At 38.7% G+C, this 26,011-nt stretch carries 16 protein-coding genes, 13 pseudogenes and 1 other annotated feature; of the genes and pseudogenes, 16 read left to right on the plus strand and 13 right to left on the minus strand.

The features are described 5' to 3' along the window. The first annotated feature begins 415 nt into the window (after positions 1-415). The 4 genes and pseudogenes from FTV25_RS14040 to FTV25_RS14055 all read left to right on the plus strand — a co-directional run. Positions 416-721, plus strand: a complete 306-nt coding sequence (locus tag FTV25_RS14040; RefSeq protein WP_000366814.1) for a helix-turn-helix domain-containing protein — start codon at positions 416-418, stop codon at positions 719-721. Beyond that, positions 721-1,986 (plus strand): type II toxin-antitoxin system HipA family toxin, encoded by a 1,266-nt coding sequence (locus FTV25_RS14045; protein ID WP_000934717.1) that lies wholly within the window; start codon positions 721-723, stop codon positions 1,984-1,986. The genes FTV25_RS14040 and FTV25_RS14045 overlap by 1 nt, the downstream gene beginning before the upstream one ends. Before the next feature lie 748 nt (positions 1,987-2,734). After that, the gene (locus FTV25_RS14050) at positions 2,735-2,929 is read left to right on the plus strand and encodes a heavy-metal-associated domain-containing protein (RefSeq protein WP_179990953.1); all 195 of its coding nucleotides are present in this window, start codon (positions 2,735-2,737) and stop codon (positions 2,927-2,929) included. 176 nt (positions 2,930-3,105) lie between these two features. Continuing rightward, positions 3,106-3,327 (plus strand): annotated as a pseudogene (locus FTV25_RS14055) (cation transporter); the annotation flags it as partial. 113 nt (positions 3,328-3,440) lie between these two features. On the opposite strand, the pseudogene FTV25_RS14060 reads toward FTV25_RS14055, so the two are convergent. The 6 genes and pseudogenes from FTV25_RS14060 to FTV25_RS14085 all read right to left on the minus strand — a co-directional run. After that, positions 3,441-3,905: pseudogene (locus tag FTV25_RS14060) on the minus strand (reverse transcriptase N-terminal domain-containing protein); the annotation flags it as partial. Between the two features lie 575 nt (positions 3,906-4,480). After that, positions 4,481-5,839, minus strand: a pseudogene (locus FTV25_RS14065) (IS66-like element ISAba25 family transposase); the annotation flags it as partial. 74 nt (positions 5,840-5,913) lie between these two features. Then, positions 5,914-6,249, minus strand: a complete 336-nt coding sequence (gene tnpB / locus FTV25_RS14070) for an IS66 family insertion sequence element accessory protein TnpB (protein WP_179990954.1) — start codon at positions 6,247-6,249, stop codon at positions 5,914-5,916. Beyond that, entirely contained in the window at positions 6,246-6,629 is a 384-nt protein-coding gene (locus tag FTV25_RS14075; protein ID WP_179990955.1) for a transposase, read from the minus strand. The genes tnpB and FTV25_RS14075 overlap by 4 nt, the downstream gene beginning before the upstream one ends. A 430-nt stretch (positions 6,630-7,059) precedes the next feature. After that, entirely contained in the window at positions 7,060-7,971 is a 912-nt protein-coding gene (locus tag FTV25_RS14080; protein WP_119879449.1) for a ParB/RepB/Spo0J family partition protein, read from the minus strand. Positions 7,972-7,978: 7 nt separating this feature from the next. Then, a complete protein-coding gene (locus FTV25_RS14085; RefSeq protein WP_179990956.1) occupies positions 7,979-8,758 on the minus strand; it encodes a ParA family protein in 780 nt (259 codons plus the stop codon). Positions 8,759-9,614: 856 nt separating this feature from the next. On the opposite strand from FTV25_RS14085, the gene FTV25_RS14090 reads away from it, so the two are divergent. From FTV25_RS14090 to FTV25_RS14120, 7 genes and pseudogenes are all read left to right on the plus strand, one after another. Beyond that, complete coding sequence (locus FTV25_RS14090; RefSeq protein ID WP_127800989.1) at positions 9,615-10,787, plus strand: replication initiation protein; 1,173 nt, start codon at positions 9,615-9,617, stop codon at positions 10,785-10,787. A gap of 162 nt (positions 10,788-10,949) precedes the next feature. Beyond that, a pseudogene (locus tag FTV25_RS14095) lies at positions 10,950-12,114 on the plus strand (IS3 family transposase); the annotation flags it as partial. Further along, positions 11,225-11,341, plus strand: a sequence feature (AL1L pseudoknot). It overlaps the preceding pseudogene by 117 nt. Positions 12,115-12,221: 107 nt before the next feature. Then, a pseudogene (locus FTV25_RS14100) lies at positions 12,222-12,620 on the plus strand (aldehyde dehydrogenase family protein); the annotation flags it as partial. Beyond that, positions 12,620-13,006 (plus strand): carboxymuconolactone decarboxylase family protein, encoded by a 387-nt coding sequence (locus tag FTV25_RS14105; protein ID WP_177155611.1) that lies wholly within the window; start codon positions 12,620-12,622, stop codon positions 13,004-13,006. The pseudogene FTV25_RS14100 and the gene FTV25_RS14105, both read left to right, overlap by 1 nt. A 301-nt stretch (positions 13,007-13,307) precedes the next feature. Beyond that, a pseudogene (locus FTV25_RS14110) lies at positions 13,308-13,626 on the plus strand (helix-turn-helix domain-containing protein); the annotation flags it as partial. A 214-nt stretch (positions 13,627-13,840) separates the two neighbouring features. Continuing rightward, entirely contained in the window at positions 13,841-15,145 is a 1,305-nt protein-coding gene (locus FTV25_RS14115; RefSeq protein ID WP_180004308.1) for a type II toxin-antitoxin system HipA family toxin, read from the plus strand. Continuing rightward, positions 15,138-15,413, plus strand: a complete 276-nt coding sequence (locus tag FTV25_RS14120; RefSeq protein WP_016658816.1) for a helix-turn-helix domain-containing protein — start codon at positions 15,138-15,140, stop codon at positions 15,411-15,413. The genes FTV25_RS14115 and FTV25_RS14120 overlap by 8 nt, the downstream gene beginning before the upstream one ends. Before the next feature lie 370 nt (positions 15,414-15,783). On the opposite strand, the pseudogene FTV25_RS14130 reads toward FTV25_RS14120, so the two are convergent. Continuing rightward, positions 15,784-16,002: pseudogene (locus FTV25_RS14130) on the minus strand (IS66 family transposase); the annotation flags it as partial. Here FTV25_RS14130 and istA point away from each other — a divergent pair. Next, positions 16,000-16,845, plus strand: a pseudogene (gene istA, locus FTV25_RS14135) (IS21-like element ISAba8 family transposase); the annotation flags it as partial. The pseudogenes FTV25_RS14130 and istA overlap by 3 nt on opposite strands. Further along, on the plus strand, positions 16,845-17,618 hold the full coding sequence (gene istB / locus FTV25_RS14140; RefSeq protein ID WP_180004306.1) for an IS21-like element ISAba8 family helper ATPase IstB: 774 nt from the start codon (positions 16,845-16,847) through the stop codon (positions 17,616-17,618). The pseudogene istA and the gene istB (FTV25_RS14140), both read left to right, overlap by 1 nt. A gap of 22 nt (positions 17,619-17,640) precedes the next feature. Here istB (FTV25_RS14140) and FTV25_RS14145 read toward each other — a convergent pair. From FTV25_RS14145 to FTV25_RS14155, 3 genes and pseudogenes are all read right to left on the minus strand, one after another. Beyond that, positions 17,641-17,874, minus strand: a pseudogene (locus tag FTV25_RS14145) (integrase core domain-containing protein); the annotation flags it as partial. Between the two features lie 863 nt (positions 17,875-18,737). Next, a complete protein-coding gene (locus FTV25_RS14150; RefSeq protein WP_180004305.1) occupies positions 18,738-20,522 on the minus strand; it encodes a hypothetical protein in 1,785 nt (594 codons plus the stop codon). Then, positions 20,515-21,951 carry a phospholipase D-like domain-containing protein gene (locus FTV25_RS14155; protein WP_174763292.1) on the minus strand — a complete coding sequence of 479 codons (1,437 nt, stop codon included), beginning with the start codon at positions 21,949-21,951 and terminating at the stop codon, positions 20,515-20,517. The genes FTV25_RS14150 and FTV25_RS14155 overlap by 8 nt, the downstream gene beginning before the upstream one ends. Before the next feature lie 86 nt (positions 21,952-22,037). Here FTV25_RS14155 and FTV25_RS14160 point away from each other — a divergent pair. The 3 pseudogenes from FTV25_RS14160 to FTV25_RS14170 all read left to right on the plus strand — a co-directional run. Continuing rightward, positions 22,038-22,310, plus strand: a pseudogene (locus FTV25_RS14160) (integrase core domain-containing protein); the annotation flags it as partial. 85 nt (positions 22,311-22,395) lie between these two features. Then, a pseudogene (gene istB, locus FTV25_RS14165) lies at positions 22,396-22,845 on the plus strand (IS21-like element ISAba8 family helper ATPase IstB); the annotation flags it as partial. A 75-nt stretch (positions 22,846-22,920) separates the two neighbouring features. Beyond that, a pseudogene (locus FTV25_RS14170) lies at positions 22,921-23,433 on the plus strand (DUF4113 domain-containing protein); the annotation flags it as partial. Here FTV25_RS14170 and xseB read toward each other — a convergent pair. From xseB to FTV25_RS14185, 3 genes and pseudogenes are all read right to left on the minus strand, one after another. Continuing rightward, positions 23,430-23,624 (minus strand): exodeoxyribonuclease VII small subunit, encoded by a 195-nt coding sequence (gene xseB / locus FTV25_RS14175; protein WP_004644823.1) that lies wholly within the window; start codon positions 23,622-23,624, stop codon positions 23,430-23,432. The pseudogene FTV25_RS14170 and the gene xseB sit on opposite strands and share 4 nt — an antisense overlap. Continuing rightward, positions 23,617-24,879, minus strand: coding sequence for an exodeoxyribonuclease VII large subunit (xseA, locus tag FTV25_RS14180; RefSeq protein WP_180004301.1), 1,263 nt, complete (start codon positions 24,877-24,879; stop codon positions 23,617-23,619). Before xseA ends, xseB begins: the two co-directional genes overlap by 8 nt. A 231-nt stretch (positions 24,880-25,110) precedes the next feature. Then, positions 25,111-25,698, minus strand: a pseudogene (locus FTV25_RS14185) (recombinase family protein); the annotation flags it as partial. Positions 25,699-26,011: the final 313 nt, after the last annotated feature.

Below are 26,011 nucleotides of genomic sequence, written 5' to 3' on the forward strand. Positions count from 1 at the left end.
CAATGGCTTTTATGGCTTCAGCTTTAAATTCTGCGGTGTAAGTCTTCTGTTTCTTGCTCATGGTAAACTCCTAATGAGTATGTATAGTTTACCAAGTTAAACCCTCCTGTTTTTTAAGCACACATCACATTAAGAAAATATCCTCAATATTTATAGGATTTTTAAAGTATGAACTAATTTTCGAAGAACCCTTTCTAAGTAATGTGACCTATTAGGAAAAATGAAAATACTGAAATCTCCGTATCAACAATCAGTCAAAGTACATCCTGATGATTTTCTGTAACCGATACCCAAGGACTATACCTACCCTTCTGATGTGCTGTGCAACAAAGCCCTCCTTAGCCACACTATAGCTATAGATTAATTCCATTATTTTGTGATTTAATTAAATTATTCATTCTTAAGACCCAATTTAATGGATTTATATTTCACTAAACCAGAAGAAGTTGTGACTCTTTTAGGTGAGCGTTTACGTAAGCAACGACTCTTTCTGGAGATGTCTCAAGCTGAGGTAGCAGCACGCGCTGGTGTCGGCGTGAATACAGTTTCGAATCTTGAAGCGGGACGAAATGTATCTGTTGAAAATTTAGTCCGTATTGCAATGGTCTTGGGTCGATTAAACGAACTTCAGGAACTATTTAAACCTCAGCTTAACAGTGTGAATGACATTCTTCGCTATGAGAGTCAAAGTAAGCGCCACCGTATTAAGAGGAAGGGATAATGCTCAATAGACTTAATGTTTATTACAACGGTTGGGGCGAATCATGGTTATGGGGAACGCTGATTAGTTCAACAGCCACGACAGGTAGACCCACCATTGCTTTTGAATATAGTCCAGAAGCAATACAGCAAGGTGTTGAGCTCTCTTCTTACTTGCTGCCTTTAAAAGGTCTACCATTCAGACAAGGTTTTCCTACTCATCAAATGGGACTCCCAGGTCCAGTCTATGACGCTTTACCAGATGGTTGGGGCATGATGTTGATGGATCGATATTTCAAAAAAATTGGCTTAAATTCAGCACGAATTGGACCTTTGGAGCGTCTGACCTATATTAGTAGTCACGCAATGGGTGCCCTCTCCTTTGAACCTTGTGTTGCTGACATGCAAACCTCAGAAAATATCCCTTTACAACAACTGGCCCAGGAAGTTCAAGAAGTACTCAAAGGTGAAGGTGGTGAATTTCTACAGCATTTATTGGTCATGGGTGGCTCCCCTCAAGGTGCCAGACCAAAAGCGTTGGTTTACCGAGATCCTGTCAATTTAGAGTTTTCGACTCAAGATTCTGATCAACATGAAGCCTGGCTGATTAAGTTTCCTGCTCAGCAAGAGCATCCTGAAGTCTGCGCCATTGAAGCCGTCTATGCAGAATGTTTGCGACTTTGTGCAATTGAGACTCCAGATACCCATTTCTTTAATTTGCCCAATGGTTTAACGGCTTTTGCTTCTAAACGATTCGATCGTCAAAATGGTATGCGGATTCCAATGCAGAGTTTGGCTGCATATACAGGAGCAGACTATAAAGTTCCAGGTAGCCTAGACTATCGCAATTTTCTCCGGGCAACCTTGATGTGTACGCAAGATGTACGAGAAAGATTGCATGCTTTTAAACGTGCTGTGTTTAATGTGCTTTTCAATAATCGGGATGACCATACTAAGAACTTTTCATTTCTCATGGAGAAAAATGGTCAATGGAAATTGGCTCCAGCCTATGATGTGACCTTCTGCGAGGGTCCAGGTGGTTATCATCAAATGGACATTATGGGAGAAGCGCTCAATATTTCCCGAAATGACATACATAAACTCGGTACTTCAGAAGCTAATCTGACTACTCTAGAAGTCGATGAGATCATCTTGACCATGCGTGAAATTGCACTTCAATTTAGTCAAATTGCGCAGCGCCTGTATCCCCATCAAATTCGAGAATCTACCCTACAGATGATTCAATCACGGATTCAACAGAATATTGATTTTTTAACTGAAACCTAAGCGTAAATATAAACTAAGCGCCAACCATCAACTGCAAATAGACTTTGATATAGTTAGTCGCTACATAATCTGTAGAACCTGTGAATTAGCTCTCTTTATAATCACGAATATTAGATGGATCACCGCCAAGATATATTCTGCAAACGTGAAATCACTACATCCAGATCGAAAATCACTAAGAAAAAACTGTCACCAAAAAAAGGTCTGCACTATGGATAGATGCAGACCAAACTCTGGATAACTACCAGCACGAGAAATATGTCGCAATTTTGCATAGACATGAATTTGATAAAATCAGCCCAGAAAGCCAGAAATTCATAAAAACTATTTCATCAATCCCCTATAACTTAATCACGTTCATGGTCGATCTTAAATCTTGTGAAAAGTACTCATGCTGACCTAGCCAAACTGTAAAACTCATGTATTCATAGCCTTTAAATGAATCTTTCAATCGGTATATTTAAGGTAAAAACTAGTAATCAGAAGTTATTATCACCCCCATATAAAACAAGGATCAACTTAAAAACAATAACTTAGTAAATTATTCTTCCATTTTTTTTATATTTAGTGTTATTTACTGTAGTCATTAGAACACTCTTCTTTGGAATACTCTGAAGAAAACTGTAAGGTTGTAAACAGACCAAGTTACAGCGAGTAACTGATTCAGAAAAAGGCTGGTTGTATGGTGAAAGTTTAGAGTTACTGTTCTAATGTTTTAAACAAATGTTTTGTTAAAAAGGAGCAACATATGAAATTTCACATCGCTAATATGACTTGTGGTGGTTGTGCACGCGGCATTACTACCGCAATTAAAGAGCTCGACTCGAATGCCTCACTCGATATTGATTTACAAAACCGTATTATTGAAATCAACACAACGGTGAGTCAGGATCAAGTCATTGCCACTCTCAGTGAGCGTGGATTTACAGCTGATCCTGCTTAATCTCTGTTAGAGTAACAGTGGGAATTCCTTACCACTTTTACTCTCTTATTTTCCTCATCGTACAGATAAAACCTGTACTTGCTTGAAATAAAAGTAATCCCTGAATTCCACCTAATCTTGGTTCGAGCTGATCTTCGCATATAGAACTCAGCATATCTAAATGATAGAGATCGTATATGAGTACCGAAATGACTGATACGCCACACTACAGTGAAACATTAGAGATTGAGGGGATGACATGTGCTTCTTGTGTAGGCCGTGTGGAAAAAGCTTTAAAATCTGTTGAGGGTGTTGAATCGGCTCATGTAAATCTGGCTACCGAAAAAGCAGTCATTTATGCGCATCAACCACTTGATCGCGCTACTTTAATTAAAGCCGTAGAAAAAGCAGGCTACGAAGGGCTTTGTTGCATAAATATGTAAGCATCTGATTTAAATAAATTTAATTTTGGATCAAAAAACAATCAAAACTTTTAAAATCATATAGTTATGAAATCTTTGTGCAACAAAGCCCTGAATCCATAAGAGTTCCGATCAGCAGTGGTCTCCGCGATGGGTTCCAAAGCCAGCAGATGGAGCGCCTGCATGGCCCGGCATTTCATCGTGGGTATCCCGAGAGGTCTCATCTTGCCATTTTTCTTCGGAATAAGGACTCTCCGAAGCGGAAGGGGCGTGTAACCTCGCCTCTTCAACGACATCATCGCACCGGTCTTGGCCTTGGGTGTATTCCAAGTCACCTTGTCGACCCCAGCCGTGTTTTTGCCTTTGTTTTCAGACACTCGTTTGACGGCCAATGCTTTGCCACTAAACGAGTGAGTCAGCAGCCATTGCAAAGCTTTCGCCTTGTTATGCCTGCCGTCTTGTACCGCCTTCACAATACGCGCTTGCAGCCCTCTGACATGACGCTGTACAGCAATCCAATCGATGCTGTCCCACGATGTGCTGGAAGGTGCACACGCTGATACTGCTGCATTCATTTGCTCTCCCTCCATTAAAAGGGTTCTACACACTCTCTTGTGATGAGAGACCATAAGGACGTCAGCCCGCTTTCGCGTGGGGTAATGTTTCAACCTCTATCCAACCCATTACAGACTGGCATTCGCTTTTTCCTCGTTCCTTCGCCCGCATCACCATGGGCAGTTTTTGCAAACTGCTTTCCCAATGGGAGTAATACGGGATTTCCACGTTCCGCTTACTGAAGTACATCGGCTTAGGTGCCTGCTATCGACCGGGAGGCGTATGGGTCACGAATGCGTAGTCGAAAGACGCAATTCCCACCTCCATTACCGTTTTGGTTCGAGCGTATCAGCCATTTCCGCTCGTTCAACTTGACGATCGTTACGCAGATTCACATGTGTTCACCATACCGATTATCTAGCCCTTGTCCGGCTATGGCTGCCAGAAGGGTACGCCTCTCACGATTGATACCCCGCACCTTGCGGTGCCTCGTTACATTGTCGAAGGCGCTCTTTATTCAGCCTTCTAGATTCACCCGGTGACACGGGTGGTTCCCGCAGGGGGAACAACTTCATTAAGCGACTTCGTGTCGCACCTCGACCCAATTATTGCAAATCGGTAGATTGCCATCATCCAGATAGCGGCTTAAAGCTGGCCAACGCTTCAGAGTGTAATTGATGGCCTTGGCGGTGGGAGAACTCGATGGCACTGTCAGATGATGTTGGTTGAGCCATTCATATAGTTGTTGCATCACTGGTTGACTATGCTGTTGTCGGTATTCGCGGCGGTCTTCCGCTGTACCATCGGTCTTTTTCCTGAGCTCTGCTTCTATCGCATACAGTTTCTGAATCAGCACTAATGCCTGTTCAGCGACCTGACTTTTCCCAGTTACATGCAGTTCATGGAATTTACGACGTGCATGCGCCATGCAGCCCACCTCAATGACATCGCCTGATTTAAAGCGTGCTTTATAACCACTGTAATCATCACAGACTAGATAGCCCTGCCAGCCTTTCAAGAACTCTTCAGCATGCTGGCCTGAACGACTATCCTGAAAGTCATAGATCACCGCCTGAACTGGATTGTACTGTGTAGTGGCATAGGCCCAGACATAACCTTTCTTCGGTTTTTTATTATTCTCACCCATCCGCATGATGGTGACCGGTGTTTCATCTGCATGCAGCACCTGCTGTTGTAGTACCACCTCTTTTAAGGCATTGGCCAGAGGTTCCAGTTCTACACCGCAGCGACCTATCCAGTCAGATAAAGTTGATCTAGAAAGTTCGATTCCCGCCCGCTGATAGATCAGACATTGACGGTACAGCGGCAAATGATCGGCATACTTCGATACCAGCACATGGCTGAGCAATTCAGGTGAAGCAATGCCTTTATCAATCACATAGGCGGGCATCGCTTGCTGAGTCAGAGTGTCACACTGATCACAGACCCATTTACCACGCACATGCTGTTCCTTATAGAACTGTGCCGGTCTGAAATGCAGTTTTTCACTGACATCTTCGCCGATACGACGGAGTTGGCAGCCACAAGCACATTGGGTTGATGCAGGTTCATGCTCAATACGGATGGTGTGTAGATGATCTGGCAGTGGTCGACGTTTAGGTTTATTGGTTTTGGCTTTCTGTGTCGCTGCATTAGTTTTATCTGCATTTAGCCGTTCCAGTTCTAGATCAACCGCGGCAATATCTTCTTCAACCGCTTCATCCCACAGATGGATTTGTTTTGCCGTTAAGTGTTCATTCTTTTGGGCGAATTTGTGCTTTTTAAACAGCGCCAGTTCATGCTCGTATTTTTGATTGAGAATAGAAAGATGTTGAACTTTAGAATCTAATTGCTGGTTTGATTGTGCTAGAGACTGATGCTGCATCGCCAACTGCCGGGTAAATTCCAGCAGTTGTTCATGGGTCAGTTGGCTTAAGTCAGGCAGCGTATTCATGACCGCAGTATGCCTGAGGTCATGAAGAGAATGAAATAGAACGTTTGGAGAATAGCAGAATAGCCGAGCTTGGTTTAGAGCATTGTTACCACTTGCTGTCGTCCAATGCGCTGCCAGGGCAAACCCTGGATTAATGCCTGTAACTGTTCCGGGTTGAGGACCACGGTTTCACCTTGGTGAACTTGAGCCCAGTGGAATTTTCCCTGTTCCAGCCGCCTGGCACACAGCCAGATGCCCAGTCCATCATGTACCAGCACTTTCATACGATGACCACGTTTATTACAGAACAGGTAGGCGCAATGCGGTTTGATGTAGCCAAAGGCTCTCACCACCTGAGCCATGGTCGTATCCATACCTGCACGCATGTCCATGGGCTGGGTAGAGAGCCAAATTTCATTGATACGGATCATGTTGCCAGTGCCTTGAGTAATTCTGCCAAGGCAGGTATTTCTGATGTCTGCCATTTTAGCTGAATATCATTATTCGTATGAGGCACGGTGATACACAACGTGATCCTCTCATCAATAGGTTGGCTGATTGCAGCAGTGTAAGGCAAAGCAATAAATGCTGGATTCACATGAGTAGGATCCTGCACGGCACCATCATGATGGCTGAAGATCCTGATCCAACGACTGACAAGGTTGGCATTAATACTATGTTGCAGTGCGACCGAAGCGATCGAGGTATTAGGATTTTTGCAGGCATTGACAATACTGAATTTGAATTCTTTGCTGTATGTTCTGCGTTTTTTAGCAACAGGAGGTGTTGCTGAATATATATCCATGTTCATAGATTAAGTCCCCACTTGTTTTTAGGTGGGAACTAAATTAAGGCTTATAGGATCGCTTGGTAAGGCTGTGTTAGCTGGATGCTTACTTTCTTTTACCTTAATAACGTATTTTTTTAACGGCAGCATACCTTTTGAAACACCACCAAATTATTTATGTTCCACCAGCACATATACTTCCCTATCGAAAAATCTGATAAGAATTGATTATTTTGATACAAAACCTGAAAACTGGGAGTGCTTATATGGACATATATAATATTTCCGGATAAATATAAAACTACTCCACAAGAAGAAAGGCAGAATTTAATCTCAGTCCGAAGTAACAGTACTCTCAAAGACCAAATGTAAAGAAGCATACTTAAGAAAATAAATTTCAATAATGCATGAGGATGTAATTAGTTTCAGGGTGCTAAGAAAGTGTAGCAACTTGCTACACTTTTTCGCTTTTTTGAATCAGCTGTTTTAAGAAATCTTCTAATTGTAAGAGACTGGCTTCGTCAATTTCCGAGATATTCAGAGAAACCTTAAGCTGTTTTTGATTCAGTTTGATATTCCCCGCAATCTTACCGGCATATTCAATTTTTCTGACCACGGATGTTGTGGTCAGTTTTTCTGGATTCTGACTCAATAGTTTTTCAGCATAAGTAGTAACTTTGCTTTGCTCGAGTTTTTTGTCTTTTAATTTTTCCCAAGCTCCGAGTAAGGCCACTTCGGCTTCAGAGAGTTGTTCAAGATGATCCGATAGAAATTTTTTGAATGCAGTTGCAGCAGTACGGCCTAGCAAGCCTGGTTCCACATCAAGGTCATTTAAAATTGCTTGCGGCAGTTTTTCGTATGCTAAATACTTGTACATATCTTCGCGATTTAAACCCAGTGAATTGGCTAAACGTTGCTTGTTTTTCTTTAATTTCTCATCAAGTGAGTTCAGGCCAATAAAAATCTCATAATCTGTCAGATCCTGACGCTTTAAATTCTCTGCCAGGGTTAACAAAGATGCTTCTACATTATTTGCATCAATTATAATGGCTTCAATCACAGACTTTCCGAGTAATTGATGTGCCCGTAAGCGTCGCTCGCCTGCAATCAGTTCATATTTCAGATTATCCAGTTTACGCACTGTAATGGGCTGCAAAAGGCCGATTTCATTAATAGAATCCGCCAGTTCTTTTAACTGTGACTCTTCAAATATTTTACGCGGCTGGTTTGGACTTCGGCTGATATCCTCAATAGGGACATTACGTCTAAACTCTTTCGGCTCTTTAATATTGTCTTTCTGTGCTTGCTGATGTTTTTCTGTATTCTGTTTCAGTTTCTGAGCTAAAAGCTCTTTGGTGCTTGCCATAATGCTCTCAGGTTTTAATTTTCACTACAATTTCATTGGCAAGGCTTTCAAAAGCCTTACGTACTTTTGAATTTTTTTCTACTTTCAAAAGTGGTTGTTGCAGAATCGCTGCTTGATTGACTTTAGTACTTTGAGGAATTGTGGTTTCTAAAATTTTACCTACCTGTTTCAAGGCTTCATCCCGAATCAGCTTACAGACATTCTGACGTTCATCATGCTTAATTAGTAAAGCGCCTAAAAGCTCTAAATCTGGATTAATACGTTTGATTTTTTCAAGATGATTTAAAAGATCTGTTACCCCATACAATCCATATTGTGATCCTGATTCGATAGGGATAATGACATGTGTTGAAGATGCCAAGGCATTGCTTGTTAATAATTTAAGGCTAGGTGGACAGTCGATCAATATAAAATCATAAAGATCTTTTAATAGTTTTAACTTGATATTTAACTCTTCAGAAGGACGGGGAGCTTCTTCTTTTAGTTGATCTTCAGTTTTTCCTAAATTTAAGGAACCATAAATTAATGATACTTTTTCAAAGTTCGTTTCTTCTTGTAATGCATCTGCCAACAACGAAATATCGCCCACTAGTAATTCTGCTGTAGTGACAGCAATTTCGCTTGGATGTTGGATCCCAATGTGTAAACTTGCGTTTGCTTGAGGATCTAAATCAATGACTAAAACTTTGTAGCCAAGATTGGCAAGTTCTGAGGCTAGGTGTACAACAGTCGTTGTTTTGCCACATCCGCCTTTATGGTTAGCAACAGTAATAATTTTTGCAGACATGCGTGTCAGATGCTTCCTTATTTCAATGTTTAGTAATATAAATAACTTTCATTCATCTTACTATAGTTTTTAAATTTATAAATCCTATTTATTCAGCTGTAAAACAACTTAAAAAATAAATTTTTAACTAAGCTAGCTTAATTAAAAATTAGAATAATTAGTTATTTAGCTAATTAATAATTAGGATCATATTTTTATTATATAAAACAAGTGCTTGTAACTTTAAAAGTGGAAGGTTTGTCACTATAAAGTGGAAGGTTTGTCACTATAAAGTGGAAGGTCTGTCACCGTAAAGTGGAAGGTCTGTCACTATAAAGTGGAAGGTTTGTCACTATAAAGTGGAAGGTCTGTCACTAGGGTGGAAGGTTTGTCACTACTATTTTTATAACTGCTATTTTTATTTAAAAATAATTTAAAAAACAAATATTTAAGCTGTTAATAAAGTCTCATAACTAAGCTTTAAAGGTGGAAAGATTGTCACTGTATCTTCTTAACCTGTGGATAATCTGTTTTTATTGGATATTTCCTGATGATTATATGTGCAGTTATACCTTTTAAATCTAACAAAAAGGTGGAAGCCTTGTCACATCAGGGTTTTTATCTGACTTAACCTAACTAGACCTGAATGAAAAAAGTAAAAATAGACCTTCTGAACTGTAATTTCGAGACTAAAGGTGGAAGGTCTGTCATCATAGGGTGGAAAGATTATAATTAATTCCACTTTAAGTGCAGGAAATCGGCTAAAATGCTTCTTTTTGATGACAAACTTTCCACTTTTAGAATATTGTGGTGAAAGTCTTGAAAGTTTTTCCACTTTTGTATATAAAAACTAAGTTAAATTATAAATATCACGGTTATGACAGAATCTGAACCATTGCAAGAAGAATCGAATTATATTCCTTACTGTATAGGCAACATTCGCCATAATGGCGTTGTCAGTACCAGTAACCGTTTAATTCGCCCAATCGAATTATCAGCCAATGAATATAAGGCACTTTTATATGCAATGGCGGTTGCGAATTATAGTGAGAAAAATAGGGTAGATGGTGAAATTACCGAACAAACTTATATTTATTTGTATAAGGATGATTTGGCAGATTTACTAGGATTAAATAAACGTAATTCAATTAATGTTGCAATAGATCGGATTTATAAAGAGCTTTCATCCCGGGTAGCTCATTTTATTATTGAGGAGCCAGCTGATAATGGTAAGAGAAAGACTAAAAAAGTACATTCTGTCGTTCCCATTATCCGTGAGTTAAGATGGGAAGATGATTCTAAAAATGCGATTCAGATTCGTTTTACCAGTGAGGTGTTGCCGTATTTCACTCAACTGGCTGGGGGTAATTTTACTACCTATCAGCTAAAACATCTTTTTGCCCTAGATTCTGTTGCCAGTATGAGTCTTTATACTTATTTCATTAAAAACGAATTTAAGTACGCCAATCAAAAGAGTTATGAAGTGCCATTACTTTTAGAAAACTTGAAAGCACTGATTGATATTAATGAAACCAAATATGATCGCTGGGTAGATTTTAGACGCTATGTATTAGACAAAATAGTGGCAGAAATTAACGAAAATACAGATCTACAGTTAGAGTATGAAACCGTTAAGAAAGGCCGTCCAATTGTAGGTGTGAATTTTAAACTGCATCATCGGATTGCTGATAAGGCACTGGATGAATTTGCAGTGATTGAAAAAATCTATCTTGATGTTCCATTTGAAGACAATGCATCCGTAAAAGAATTAGGGGCTAAATTCGATATGAATGTACGTTCTTGGTATATTTTTAATAATGATGAAAATTATCAGCAGTTCAAGAAGTGGTTTAAAAAAGTAGGATGCCTCACTGACTCTCAAGCAAATATTGTCATTAATGACACTTTATTCCAAATGGATTTTGCTGAAATTGGTATGGGGTTGAATGACTTTAAACGAAATATGAAGCATAAACTTAAAAGTAATCCGGAATTCGTCCATAGTATTCGTGAAAGACTGAATGATATTTTTGGTAAAGAGTTGATCTAGCGAAAAGTGTAGCAACTTGCTACACTTTTTAGATATATGTTCGTAAAGAATACAAGTGGTAAGGACCTTAGGATAAAAACGACTCTGTTGCATAAAGTGTGAAAATTGAGACTGAACCGTACCGGGTTTGTCGGAGACCAACTTTCTTGAGAGAATGTTCCAATGACAAAACCAAAATATACCCCTGAAATCAGAGAAAGAGCGGTTCAATTATTGATTGAATCTGAAAAAGATTATCCTTCTACTTGGGCTGCAATCACAGCTATTGCACCTAAGATTGGTTGTACTCCTGAAACATTGCGTGTTTGGTATTTAAAGCATATGGATCAACTAAATCCTGCCAAAGTACAACAGATATCTGACCAAGAAAAAATGAAGCAAATGGAACGTGAAATTAAAGAATTAAAACGTGCCAATGAAATTCTACGTAAAGCAGCCGCTTTTTTCGCCCAGGCGGAGCTCGACCGCCCACACAAATAATGGTGGATTTTATCCAGAACAATAAAGATCGATATGGTGTTGAAGCGATTTGTAGAATTTTACCGATTGCAGCTTCGACCTATTATCGGGCTTTAGATCTCGTTGATAACCCAGAACATCGAGCGAAACGTGCTCTGCATGATTTATATCATGCAGAGCAAATCAAACGTATTTGGAAAGAAAGTTTAGGTCGATATGGTGTGCGTAAGGTCTGGCAACAATTGAAACGTGAAGGTTATGTTATCGCACGTTGTACAGTTGCTCGATTGATGCAGAAGCTAGGTATACAAGGTGTTTGGCGTGGTAAGAATAAACAAACCACCCGTAGCCGAGATGATCAAAAACGAGCAGATGACTTAGTAAAACGCAATTTTAATGCAGATCATCCTGACCCTTGCGAAGCAATGCTTCTCAGGTCGCTGACTTCACGTATATTCAAACTCATTCAGGCTGGGTCTATACCGCCTTTATTATTGATGTGTTCTCGCGAGCAATTGTTGGATGGAAAGTATCAACACGTATGAATACAGATATGGTGCTCGATGCACTGGAGCAAGCATTGCATGATCGAGGCATGCCAAAGAACGTGATTCATCATAGTGACAGAGGCGTGCAATATCTTTCCATTCGTTATACCAATCGTTTAGAAGCAGCAAATTTACGAGCATCAGTCGGTACGACCGGTGATTCATACGATAATGCTTTGGCTGAAACGGTGAATGGCTTATACAAAACAGAGGTGATTGAATATTTAAAAGCGGATTGGCAAGGTTTAGCAGATGTACAACTTGCGACACTAAACTGGGTAGATTGGTTCAATAAAGAGCGTGTACACAGTGCACTGGGTGGCTTTGTTGCATAAATATGTAAGCATCTGATTTAAATAGATTTAATTTTAGATCAAAAAATAATCAAAACTTTTAAAATCATATAGTTATGAAATCTTTGTGCAACAAAGCCGTTGCAGGTGGAAAACAACACAGCGCTGGTGAGTTATTTTACGAACCGACCATTATTGCCGATGTAACTGCAGAGATGGATGTTGCAACTCAAGAAACTTTTGGACCATTAGCTGCAATTTTTAAGTTCGAAACTGAGCAACAAGCAATTGAGATGGCCAATGCCACAGAATTTGGTTTAGCTGCTTACTGCTACACACAAGATTTAGGTCGTGCGTGGCGCATGAGTGAACAACTCGAGTACGGTATGGTTGGAATTAATAAAGGCTTGATTTCAAATGAGGTTGCACCGTTTGGTGGAATTAAACAGTCAGGTTTAGGGCGCGAAGGCTCAAAATATGGCATTGAAGATTATCTCGAAATCAAATACACCTTATTTGGAGGATTAGGCTAATGAGTAATGAAAAATTTGAAAAAGGTTTAGCGATTCGTAAACAGGTGCTTGGCGAAGCTTATGTCAATAATTCGATCAACAATGCTGATGATTTTAACTTACCTTTACAGGAACTGGTCACGGAGTATTGTTGGGGGGCGGTCTGGGGACGTGAAGAACTGAGCAAACCTGAACGTAGTCTAATTAATCTGGCTATGATATCAGCCTTAAACCGTCCGCATGAATTGAAGCTACATGTTAAAGGAGCTTTACGTAATGGCGTGCCTAAAGACAAAATTCGAGAAGTACTCTTGCAAGTAGCAATTTACTGTGGCGTGCCAGCTGCTGTAGATAGTTTCCGTATTGCAAAAGAAGCAATTTTAGAATATGAACAGGAAAATATTTAAAAATTTTACCAATCAAAGGTTAAAATTATAACCGCATTATTAAATGCGGTTATTCTATTTGCGATTGAAACCTATGAATACTTTCAGCATAAGAAATATTGACAATTAAAGTGAGTAAATCATTACCATATATCAAAATTAATGAAAATTTTGCCACTTGATATCAATTTAACATAATCAATGTTATACGAAGTACAGCAACAACATTTGTAACTCCAAAATAGAAATGTCCGGTTTCTCCAAAGTAAAGAATACTCGCTTTTGCGATTATCGAAGCGTACGGTTTGATATGTTGGTGTTTATGTCGGATAAAGAACTTAAACGATTGTCGGTCTTGCAAGAAATCTGTGATCAACGCATCACCCAATCTCAGGCTGCTCAGCTACTTCACATTTCAGAACGCCAGATCAGACGCTTACTGAAAAAATATAAAGCTCAAGGTCCATCTGCATCAGCTCCTACTGCACATGGTCAAACCTGTAATTCCAAGCTCCTTTTAGACTCAAGTGGCTGAATCTAGTGCATGAAAAGCTGACCAGCATTCATGGATTCAATATTTTAACGAAAACACCGCATTCTTGGATGATTGCAGCTGACTTATTAACGGCTCATATCATGATTAATTTGAAGGACATGCTGATAAATGTAGTCTGCTAATGTTTATTGACGATGTTGCCTCAAACTATAGCAGCCGGTGAGATCAACTCACATGACTTGTTATTCCCATGTAGAAATATACTGGCTAACAAGCAAATAGAAAGATAATTAATATTATTTTATTAAAATAGGTATATAATAAGAATATTTAATATATTTTACTATTTTAATAAAGTTATGAGTAAATATTGTACCATTCAAATTTATCAGGATGACCAGTGGCTTGACTGTGCAATTGTTGAGTTGATGGGTGAAAATGAGCATGGTTGGCAAACACCAACTCGTACTTCATATTTATTTGAATATGCAATTTCTTATATGGACTTACATGATGGCCATGCACTCGCCTATCATTTTCCTGTGAATGTACAAAATAAAATTAATGAAACTTGGCCTGCTTTCTTAATGGATTTACTTCCACAGGGCTATGGTCGTAAAGAATTATTAAGACAACTAAATTACAGTGAAAATGCACAAGAACAAGCAGATTGGGCACTTTTAAAAGCTGGAGCTGGCAACCCGATTGGACATTTACGTATTAAAGAAGCTCATGAGTGGCTGCAAAGGAGCTTTCCGACTGATCAAAATATAGGCTTTAGCCTAAGTGAGATTATAGAACGAAAAGAGCACTTCATTGAATCGCTCGCCTCTTATGGCTTATTCATTGCCGGCTCTTCAGGTGTTCAAGGTGAATGGCCAAAGCTACTCCTCTCCCAAGGACATGATGACCTATTTTATTTAGATCACACACTTGCAGATCATCAGGTAAAAAAACATTGGTTAGTGAAGTTCAGTCGTGGTAGTGACGAAAGCCTGAATAAAATTTTAACTAATGAAGCACACTATATGAAAATTGCTCATTATTTGGGTTTACGCGTACATGAGGAATTACAATTACATGGTAAAACCCTGTTTATTCCAAGATTTGATCGCTACGTACAGGATGGAAAAGTCCAGCGTATTGCACAGGAAAGTCTTGCATCTCTAAGTGGAAAAGCTGGTTTTGGTATTAGGATGACTCATAATCAAATCTGTGAATTACTCACACAGTGTTGTAGTCATCCGAAAGAGGAGATCTTCGAATATCTTAAACGTGATTTGGCCAATGTTGCCTTAGGCAATAAAGATAATCATAGCCGCAATACAGCGATACAACGCTTGAATAATGGCATTATACAACTGACTCCACTCTACGATTTTGCACCGATGTGGTTACATCCTGATGGTATCGCACGAACGACTCGTTGGGAAAAAGATGATCATGGTGGTATGCCAATTTGGCGTTCAGTGATTGAACAAGTCACAGCGAAAACTGGTATTGAACATCATGAAATTCAGGCAGAGTTAGTCAAGCAATTACCCCTCTATCGAGGATTGATGGCCGAAATGAACAAATTGCAGATCTCTCAGGAGATTTTGCAAAATAGTCAGTACCGGATTGAAAATATATGCCAGCAGATTCAGGAGTTAGCACGTGGATAAGCGCTATAAACCTATGACGGCAATTGAGCAGTTAAGAAAGCGCCAAGAAATATTGGAGACGATTAATCAAAATCCTGACTGGCCATTTTACAAGGTTGCTCGTTATATCCGAACTGAGCTTCATTTGACTTTAAATGAAATGGCTAAAATCACAAAAATAGCACCCCAAACTTTGCAAAAAATGGAACAGCCCAATAGTAATCCGACTTTGGAATCTATGATGAAACTCCTAAGCACCTTTGGTTTAAAGATTGTTATTAGATATTGAGTTAAAAGTTATTAATTCAAAGGTAAGCATCCGGCTAACACAGCCTTACCAAGCGATCCTATAAGCCTTAATTTAGTTCCCACCTAAAAACAAGTGGGGACTTAATCCATGAACATGGATATATATTCAGCAACACCTCCTGTTGCTAAAAAACGGTAAGCGTCCGCTGAACACACCTTCTGAATTCATCCTATAAGCCTTAATTTAGTCCCCACTTAGAAACAAGTGGGGACTTAAATTTATGACTACAAATAATCAGACATCCATCGCATCTCTTGCGAAAAAACGAAGAACATACAGTGCTGAATTTAAACAGCAGATCGTTCAGGCTTGTAAAGCGTAAGCGTCCGCTGAACCCCATGCCTATTTTTTAATTTGAGTTGGATTTCCAGCGATGTGGCAGTAATTCTTCTATTTGGGTCGCTTTATGCGTCGGCAGCCTTTTCAGCACATCACTTAAATAGGCATACGGATCCAAGCCATTCAGCTTTGCTGACTGGATTAAAGTCATGATGTTTGCCGCTCGCTGACCACTGCGCAGCGAACCTGCAAACAGCCAGTTCTTGCGCCCTAAGGCCCAAGGTCGCATAAACCCTATTTACTCCAACGTGTAAACGCAGCTCATCCTGAATGGATTCCTGCTGTTGTGCTCTACCAGGAAATTTTAGGGTTGGGATATCCAGGAAAGATCAGGATCTTGAGGGAATATCTTGCAACATTAAAACCAGTTGCTCAACCGGAACCGATCATTCGTTTTGAAACCCAACCTGGCCAACAAATGCAAGTGGATTTCACCACGATTCGACGTAACAACACGACTTTAAAAGCTTTTGTCGCAACATTAGGGTATTCCAGAGCGACTTTCGTGAAATTTTATGATCATGAACGTACGGATGCATGGATCGATGGTCTAGAAAATGCATTTCAGTTTTTTGCAGGAGTACCTCAAGAAATCCTGTTTGATAACGCTAAAACGATCATGATTGAACGGGATGCCTATCAGGAGGGGCAGCATAAATGGAACCCCAAACTGCTCGACTGCGCCAAGAAATACAGCTTTCGTCCTCGCGTATGTAAGCCCTACCGTGCACAGACCAAAGGCAAAGTTGAACGCTTTAATGGATACCTCAAATCAAGCTTTATTGTGCCATTGAAAGCAAGCCTGAAGACTTCGGGTTTACTGTTAGATGTTGATGTCGCCAATGCCCACATTGGCCGGTGGCTGCATGAAACCGCCAATCAGCGGATTCATGCCACCACGCAAGAAAAACCGGCTGTTCGACTGCAACAGGAGCAGCAAAAATTTACGCCATTACCGCAATCAGATACAGGTTCTAGCACTGTACCTGTTGCAGCAGCACAGCATGTCATGCCCTACGAGAGTTTGCAGCATCCCTTATCGGTATATGACCAGTTGCTGGGAGTTTCCTGATGAATCTGCAATACGACCGTATAGAGCAGCTTTGCCAAAAGCTCAATCTGCCTGCCATCGCATCACAATGGTCACATCATGCACAACAAACATTAGGTCAAGATGGAAGTTATGCCGACTTTGTTGAAGCGATCTTGACGCATGAATATGCTGCCAAGCAACAGCGCAGTCAGCAGGTACTGATGAAACTCTCAGGCCTGCCTCAAGTCAAAACCCTGGAAGACTATGATTTTAATTATGCCCTAGGGGCCCCTAAATCACAGGTGATTGAACTGTTCAATCTGAGCTTTATTGCTAGAGCAGAAAATGTGGTGTTTCTGGGGGCTAGCGGAGTAGGAAAAACGCACTTATCTATGGCATTAGGCTATAAGGCCATCATGAACAACATTAAGATCAAGTTCATTACCGCAGCGGATTTAATGCTGCAACTGAGTACAGCCTATCAGCAAGGTAAATTGAAAACCTATATGCAGCGTGCGGTACTGGGACCAAAGTTACTGATTATCGATGAAATTGGTTATTTACCGTTTGGACGTGAAGAAGCGAATCTGTTCTTTAACGTGATTGCCAAGCGTTATGAAAAAGGCAGTACGATATTGACGAGTAACTTACCCTTTAGCCAATGGTCTAAGTCATTTGCGGATGATGTTACGTTGACCGCTGCGATGTTAGATCGGTTGCTGCATCACTGTCATGTGGTACAAATATCGGGTGAGAGTTATCGTTTAAAGGATAAAAAAAGAATTGGGATTCAGCCTCAGGTTGAAACTTAATACGAGATCAAAGGGGTCAATTTTACTTTGCCATTTGTAAGGTAAAAGGGGTCAATTTTAGAATGCCGTTGACAACATAACCTAGTGCACTATGTACACGCTCTTTATTGAACCAATCTACCCAATTTAGTGTCGCAAGTTGTACATCTGCTAAACCTTGCCAATCTGCTTTTAGATATTCAATCACCTCTGTTTTGTATAAGCCATTCACTGTTTCAGCCAAAGCATTATCGTATGAATCACCAGTCGTACCGACTGGAATTTTAAAAATTACCCAAGATAATCCTCCCTTAAAATGGGCATATATACCACTGCAGGATTTCACAATAAATTCTGATATTGATTGGAGTAAATCTATTGCTGAGATTGACCAACAACTTTATCAAAAATATAATTTGACACAGGATGAGATTGACTTCATTGAAAATAGAGCTAAAGCAATGGACTAGTCCAATTGTATAAAACTTAAGTACCCATTGAGGTAGCTTTTTTATTTAACATAAAATCTCTTATTCGAAATTCGACTATAAGCCCAACTTGATGTTGGGCTTTTTTAATACTTAAGCACTAAAAATGTTACTTTTTTGTTTAAAACTTATTTTATTTACTTTCAACAACTTAAACCAAAATATGCAACAGCATGCAACTTTTTTTTAAAAGTGCTTTTTTAAACTAAAAAATGAGTGCTACTTCTAGCAAAGATTTTTATTAAAAATCAGTGTTTTAAGTACCATTTTGCTACAGCTTTGATTTGAAAAAAAGAATCTAACTCTATAATTCAATTGGATTTATGGCATCCCGGAGGGGGCGTATGGTGTGTAAAAAAATCGGGCGTCTTTTTTCCCGATTTTAGGCGTCCCTCCCAAGGGAAAGTCTCCTGATAATTCAGCACACATCAAATTCCTTGAGGATTAAAAACCTGATGGATTATCAGCTAATTTTTGATTATCTGTCATTGGATGTATTCTCAAATATCCCAAGTTTTTAGAAAAAGCTTCTAGATTCTATATTTAGTTTAAGTGCTGAAAACAGTGTGATTATTTCACCATGAAAACAATTTAGAAACACTATGTTAGATGTTTTGTTGTAGGGAATACCCCTACAACATTAAGCTATTCTTTAAATATTCTGCTCGATATATTTGTGGTGGTCTAGAACACTACACATCATTTCATATTCTAGAGTTGGGAATTTAAGATTTGCATCACTTAGAACATACTTCCAATCCAACTGATCTTTAAACTTTTCAACTAATTCAATAGACCATGGTAAAGATTTATTATCAACAAGCCCCCCATGATATTTAATTATGCATCCTCCCCCAAAAAAGGTTTTCCCACCCCAAAATAATCTATCTTTAAATTTCTGAATTAACTCAATAGACCATGGTAAAGCTTCATTATACGAAAGATGTTCCCAATCCCACTTATCTATATACTTTTGAATTAACTCAATTGACCATGGTAAAGCCCCATTATCAGTAAGGCCTTTTATATACATAGAAGATGGTAAACCCTTTATCCAAACACTCCCTCCAAAAAATAGTTTATCTTCATATTTTTCAATTAACTCAATTGACCATGGCAAGGCTTCATTACATGAAAGCCTCCCCCAATCCCATTTATCTTCATATTTTCTAATTAATTCAATTGACCATGGTAAGGCTTCATTACATGAAAGCCTCCCCCAATCCCATTTATATTCATATTTTCTAATTAGATCATTAGACCATGGTAAGGCTTCATTACATGAAAGCCTCCCCCAATCCCAATCATCCTCATATTTTTCAATTAGCTCATTAGACCATGGTAAATTTTCGTTTCGAGAAAGATAAATCCAATCCAATTTATATTTAAATTCTTCTATTAGCTCAATAGACCACACAAAAAGATCACTAAAAATAAATCTATTAAGCGTCTGTGTGTTCCAAATGATTTGATCTTGCAACCCATAAAGAAGCTCAATTGACCATGGCAGGGCTTCATTACATGAAAGCCTCTCCCAATGCCATTTATCTTCATATTTTCTAATTAATTCAATTGACCATGGCAAGGCTTCATTACCTGAAAGATTATACCAGTCCCACCGATCTTCATATTTTCTAATTAGATCATTAGACCATGGTAAGGCTTCATTATACGAAAGACAGTCCCAATCCCATTGATTTTTAAATTTTTCAATTAAATCTATCGACCATGGTAATGATTCATTAGATGAAAGATTCTCCCAATCCCATTGATCTTTATACTTTTCAATTAAATCTATCGACCATGGTATTGATTCACTATATGAAAGATATTCCCAATAAATTTTATCTTTGCACTTTTCAATTAATTCTGTAGTCCAAATTTCTTCTCTAACCCCATCAACAACATCCCAGTTCCATTTATCTTTATATTTTTCAATTAAATCTACCGACCATGGTAATGAGTCATTTTCTGCAAGAATATTCCAATCCCATTGATCTTTATACTTTTCAATTAATTCAATTGACCATGGTAATGATTCATTTTGTGAAAGCCTACGCCATTCCAACTTATCTTTATACTTTTCAATAAACTCGACAGACCACTGTAAAACTTCATTGCTTGATACTGCCGAGGCGGGCAATCTTTTCTTGTATTTTTCAATAAACTCAATAGACCATGGTAATGATTCATTTTGTGAAAGCTGTATCCAATTCCACTGAGCTTCATATTTTTCAATTAATTCATTAGTCCAATCTATCTGAGTATTTTTAGAAAAGTATGTATATACATATTCACTCTCAATGAACTTAAGTATATTTACGAATCTACTGGCATCATCTTCTTGAATTAAATTTAAGAGTAAAGAGGTTTGTTTTCTGCTTCTTTGGATCTGAGTTTGATTCAAAACACTAAGGGCGATCTCATTCTTACTCATAATTTTCTCCCTTTTTTAAATTATCTAAAGCAGCAAGCCAATATAACAATTCACTTTCAAGTCTTTCTCTTTTGCTTTTGAAAAATGCAATCCACTTTTCTTCATTCTCACCAATGCTCTGCATTGCAACCACTACATCATCTTGCTTTAAGTTCTTAAGAATATTTAAGTTGCTTTCAATTTTATATTTGATTTCCATTATTGCTGAACGCAAAAGTTCATTTTCTTTTAAGATACTTGCTTTCGTATGCGTAAAATTACCTTTCTGCAAGTTAGCGTAAATGATTTTTACTTGTGCTATATCATTATTGTCATAAGCATCTTTCAGTTTTATAAATATTTCACTAGCTTCTTCTTTTTGAGCTTCTGGTACTTTATCTGGATGACAAATGTTACAAGCCTTTTTAAACATAAGCTTTAACTCTTTTTCTGACATTTCATCCAGACTATCTACAATAGTTTGTCGTATTTCTTCATATTCTTCTGAATAATCCGTGAAGTCTTGCTCTGCTTGTTCTGCTTCCTCTTTTTTTGAATTAGCAGTTTCCTTATTATTATCTTTTTCGTCTGAAAGATATTTGTGATATTCAGCTTTAGCTCGTAAAATTTCCTTTGTTATATCGCCTAATATTTCAAACTGTCTGCGATTAAATAATATTAAATTACGCTCAATATCAGACTGTTCATTAGTTATTGCTTCAAGTCGGAGTTCGAGAATTTTTAATTCAAATTTTAATTCTAGAATTTCGTTATCTTCACTTACTATCACTGCTGTAAAATTTTTAAGATAGTTAGCGATCTCCTCAACAGCTTGCTGATATTCTCCTTGTTCTAGACAACGACATATCCCCCCTAAAGAGTATGTTTGAATAACAGGTTTTAATTTACCTACTTGTACTGCTATATTTTCAACTTCATCAAGTAAAATACTATTTTTGATTATTTCTAATCTTGTTTTTACTGCATTTGGTGATATAGCGATCTCAAAGCTAGATGAAGATGGATTAAGTAGTTTTTCAAAAATATCTAAATAATCCTGACAAATTTGAACATTCCCCTCAATCACGGTAATGTTTTCTTCATTTTTTCGTGCTTGGTTTGTCCAATTGTAAGAGCCAGTGATCACCACACTTCCATCAATCACACAAAATTTGTGATGCATCTTATTAAATTTTTCAACGTCTAAAAATTCAACCTGACAACCATAGTTCTTTAACCTAATAAAGTTAAGCTTGCCTTGACCACAATTTATTTGATCATTGATTAATATTATTTTTATATCTATACCTTGTTGTGCTTTCTTACACAATTCATTAAATAACTCTGGATCTGTAAACCAAGCAACAGCAACTCGTATTTCTTTTTCAGCAGAGCGCAAATTGGCAATAATAATTTTATGTATATCTTCAAAATATGCCTTAACCCTCAAGAAACCACCTCTTTTTAAATATCTATATTAATCACCAATAAGATGCTTATTTTGCTATGTATCACTACTCAATACTAGGAAAAACTCTCACACAACCCAATTTACGAGCATCAGTCGGTACTACTGGTGATTCATACGATAATGCTTTGGCTGAAACAGTGAATGGCTTATACAAAACAGAGGTGATTGAATATCTAAAAGCAGATTGGCAAGGTTTAGCAGATGTACAACTTGCGACACTAAACTGGGTAGATTGGTTCAATAAAAAGCGTGTACACAGTGCACTGGGTTATGTATCGCCTTTTGAGTTTGAAGCAATGTACTATGATAAGATTAACCCGTTAGGTCAGGTGGCCTAACTTAAATAAAAAAGTCTCCGACAAACCCGGTACGGTTCAGTTCAGATAAGCAGGTGCTGTCTTTTAAATCTTTGTGCAACAAAGCCCTAGCGGAGTAGGAAAAACGCACTTATCTATGGCATTAGGCTATAAGGCCATCATGAACAACATTAAGATCAAGTTCATTACCGCCGCCGATCTCATGCTGCAACTGAGTACAGCCTATCAGCAAGGTAAATTGAAAACCTATATGCAGCGTGCGGTACTGGGACCAAAGTTACTGATTATCGATGAAATTGGTTATTTACCGTTTGGACGTGAAGAAGCGAATCTGTTCTTTAACGTGATTGCCAAGCGTTATGAAAAAGGCAGTACGATATTGACGAGTAACTTACCCTTTAGCCAGTGGTCTAAGTCATTTGCGGATGATGTTACGTTGACCGCTGCGATGTTAGATCGGTTGCTGCATCACTGTCATGTGGTACAAATATCGGGTGAGAGTTATCGTTTGAAGGATAAAAAAAGAATTGGGATTCAGCCCCAGGTTGAAATTTAATACGAGATCAAAGGGGTCAATTTTACTTTGCCATTTGAAAGGTAAAAGGGGTCAATTTTAGAATGCCGTTGACATGGTCAACGCATCTACCACATTGATGATCTTAAAGAAGCCATTTCCTTGTATGTTATGGATGCGGTTAGCAGACTGAGAGATGATAATTTGTTGTGTGGTTGTCTGATTGGTTTCGTTCAATCAAACCCATTTGATAGCTCAAAGCCCTTCTACAACAAGTCTTTATCATTAGCTTTACCAGAACCTACCGACAACTTATTAGTGCTCTCTAAACTCGCTACAACGATGATTGATGGCCTGTATGCAAAGGATATAGCATTCAAGAAATGCGGCGTGATTCTGACGTGTCTCGAACCAAAGGAAAACCATGTGTATGACATGTTCACTGATATGAAACACATCGAAGTCAGCAATGCCTTGATGGATTCCCTTGAAGCGATTCATCTTAAGTATGGCAAAACCAAGATTGCCTTGGGCGCGAGTTTAATGCCGAACAGAACATGGAATATGTCACGAGATCGGCTAACACAGAACTACTTTAAGTGGGATCAACTGCTAACAATTAAAGATTAATCCTTAAAGCTTTCATTCAATGCTTGTTGTACTGCATCAATGCGTTGCTTACAGTTTTTATAAGCTGCCATGGATTCTTCAACAACTTTCATCAGGTTATCAATGTCCGGCTCCTCTTGAGACTCTAGAAGCTCAGCATTCTTCTTTAAGATGTCATAGCCTTCTTTAAATGTTAGTTGTTGTTCACTCATTTGGTTTCACCTGTAAAACTTGTGTATTGATTAAACCATCATGTAATTGAATCGCCAAAGTTTGATCCTTGGCTTGATGAATGGATGTTATAGCCTTCCCTCCACTACGAACGATGGCATAACCTCTAGCCAATACATTTGTAGGGTTTTGGATCAGCGTCATTCGCATCAGCGTTTCCACATTAAGCGTTGCTCGTTTCAATTGTTGCTGAGCAAAGTAATGGACATTCGTCTTCACTTGGTCAGCTTGTTTGCTGGCTTGATTAAGTTGTGCCTGAGCCATAGATTTGGTGATTTGCATTAACTGATCATTTTGGCTTTGGTACGCTTGGATCTGCTGCTGAGAGTACAGTTGGATGGATTGAATGAAAACCTTGACCTCATCTACACGTTCAGCAATATGGTTTCTAATACCGCCAATCACTTTACTTGGTGTATCAAAAGATCGATGTGCAATTTCATCGAGAATGGTCTTATCTCGTTCATGTCCAATACCAACCCAAATAGGTACTGATCGTTTGCAAAGCAAAGCAGCTAGATCGTAATCATTCAAGTAAGCCAAATCATTGACAGCACCACCACCACGAATGATGACAATCAAGTCAGGAGGTGTTTTGTATTCATTGGCCCACTGTCTTAATCCTTGGCTTAAAGAAGCAATTATACTTGCTGCTGCTGTATTACCTTGAAATGTTGCTGAGTGATAGATGAATTCACAGACCCCTGCTTTATACAGAATATCAGCATCCTTTCTAAAGTCTCCTAATCCTGCAGCTTGTTCAGGTGCAATGACGAGAACCTTGTTCATGTCAAATGGTGTAGGGAGTTTCTTATTCTTGTCAATCAAGCCATCTTCTGTGAGTTGCTTTACGATCTGTTGGTAACGTCTCGCAAGATCACCGAGCGTAAAGCTTGAATCAATGTCTTCAATGTTTACTGAGAACCCATATTGTGGGCTAAAGCTGGCTTTGACTTTAATCAGAATATTCAGGTCCTTTGACAGCTCCATTCCACTTTCGTTCTGAAACTTGTACAGAAGCTTAGCTGCAGTGGACTTCCAAATGGTTCCTTTACAAGATGCAATGACTTTATCAGTGCCCTCTTCTTTTTCAGCAAGTTCTAGGTAGCAGTGACCACTCTTGGTGTTCAGGCTTCTAATTTCAGCTTTAACCCATACAGGATCACCAAAGGCAATCTTTACGATCTCTTGAACTGTTTCGAGGTATTCACTGAGGGAAAGCTGTTGATCAGGCATACTTAGTTTTTATGAATTGTAATTGTCAAAGACTATAGAAAGTTTGGCTTATAGGCAAACACCTATAGGTTATGATAATAATGCCACTTCATGTATCGCAAGTCATGCCGGTTAGGACCAAAAAAGTGGCTAACATTTCAACTAAAGGTCTTCAATGGCTACTCGAATCCTGCCTTGTTGTGCACGAGATTCGACAAGCTGATTCAGCCCTGCATCTTCTCCTCGGTTCATTACTCGATACACAGTAGCTACCCCACAACCAACAGCTTTCGCAATTTCCTGCTTAGTCATGTTATTTGTAGCAAGCAACTCCTTGATTCTTTTGTGCTTGGCTTCATTTGGTTTCTTACCTGATGGTTTGTACCCTGAACGCTCTAAGCCTTGCTTGATCCTTTCTATACGTTTCTCGTTATCCAAACGAGCCATAGTAGCAAGTAGATCAATCAGCATATTGTTGATGAGATCTAGTATCGAACTTGTAATACTGTCATTGGTTTGGATTAGTTGATGAGTAGTCGGAAGGTCAGCAACAACTAAGCGAAGCCCCTTCTCTTGGATTCTACGCTTAAGCTCTTGGAAGTCTGCTTGGCTTAGACGGGACAGATGATCAACGCTTTCTACCAATAACGTGTCGCCTTGGTTTGCTTCTGTGAGCAACCTGTTTAGTTCAGGACGATCCAACTTCGTCCCTGAGAAATTCTCAATATAGGTAACCGATTCACCTAACTTGAGCCTTTGGTTTAAGTCATCTAATTGGTTTAGTGCTCTCTGTGCATCTTGATCTTTGGTTGAAGCTCTTAAGTAGATTCTAGTCGTCATGGTTTATCATTTGAGATAATTGAATATACTACAATGATATAGCTATCATTAAATCAACATAACAACTCTAATGATATTTCGTTGTAACTAACTGTTTCCTTATCATTCGGGTATACTCTTTTGATAAAAAAAGCATAACTAAAAGCCATGCCTTGGGAATTCGTATAACGTGTATTATGTTAATTTTCTCTGTACACGACAAATTTCACAGAACCCTTATCCTATCAGGATTCTGCTTTCTTAAAATTGCCAAAATTTCCTTAAACTCTTCTTTTTTCCCAAAACCAATTAAACGCTGAATCGCCATTTGAAC

The organism is Acinetobacter sp. YH12249 (genome assembly GCF_013417475.1).
Lineage (GTDB): Bacteria > Pseudomonadota > Gammaproteobacteria > Pseudomonadales > Moraxellaceae > Acinetobacter.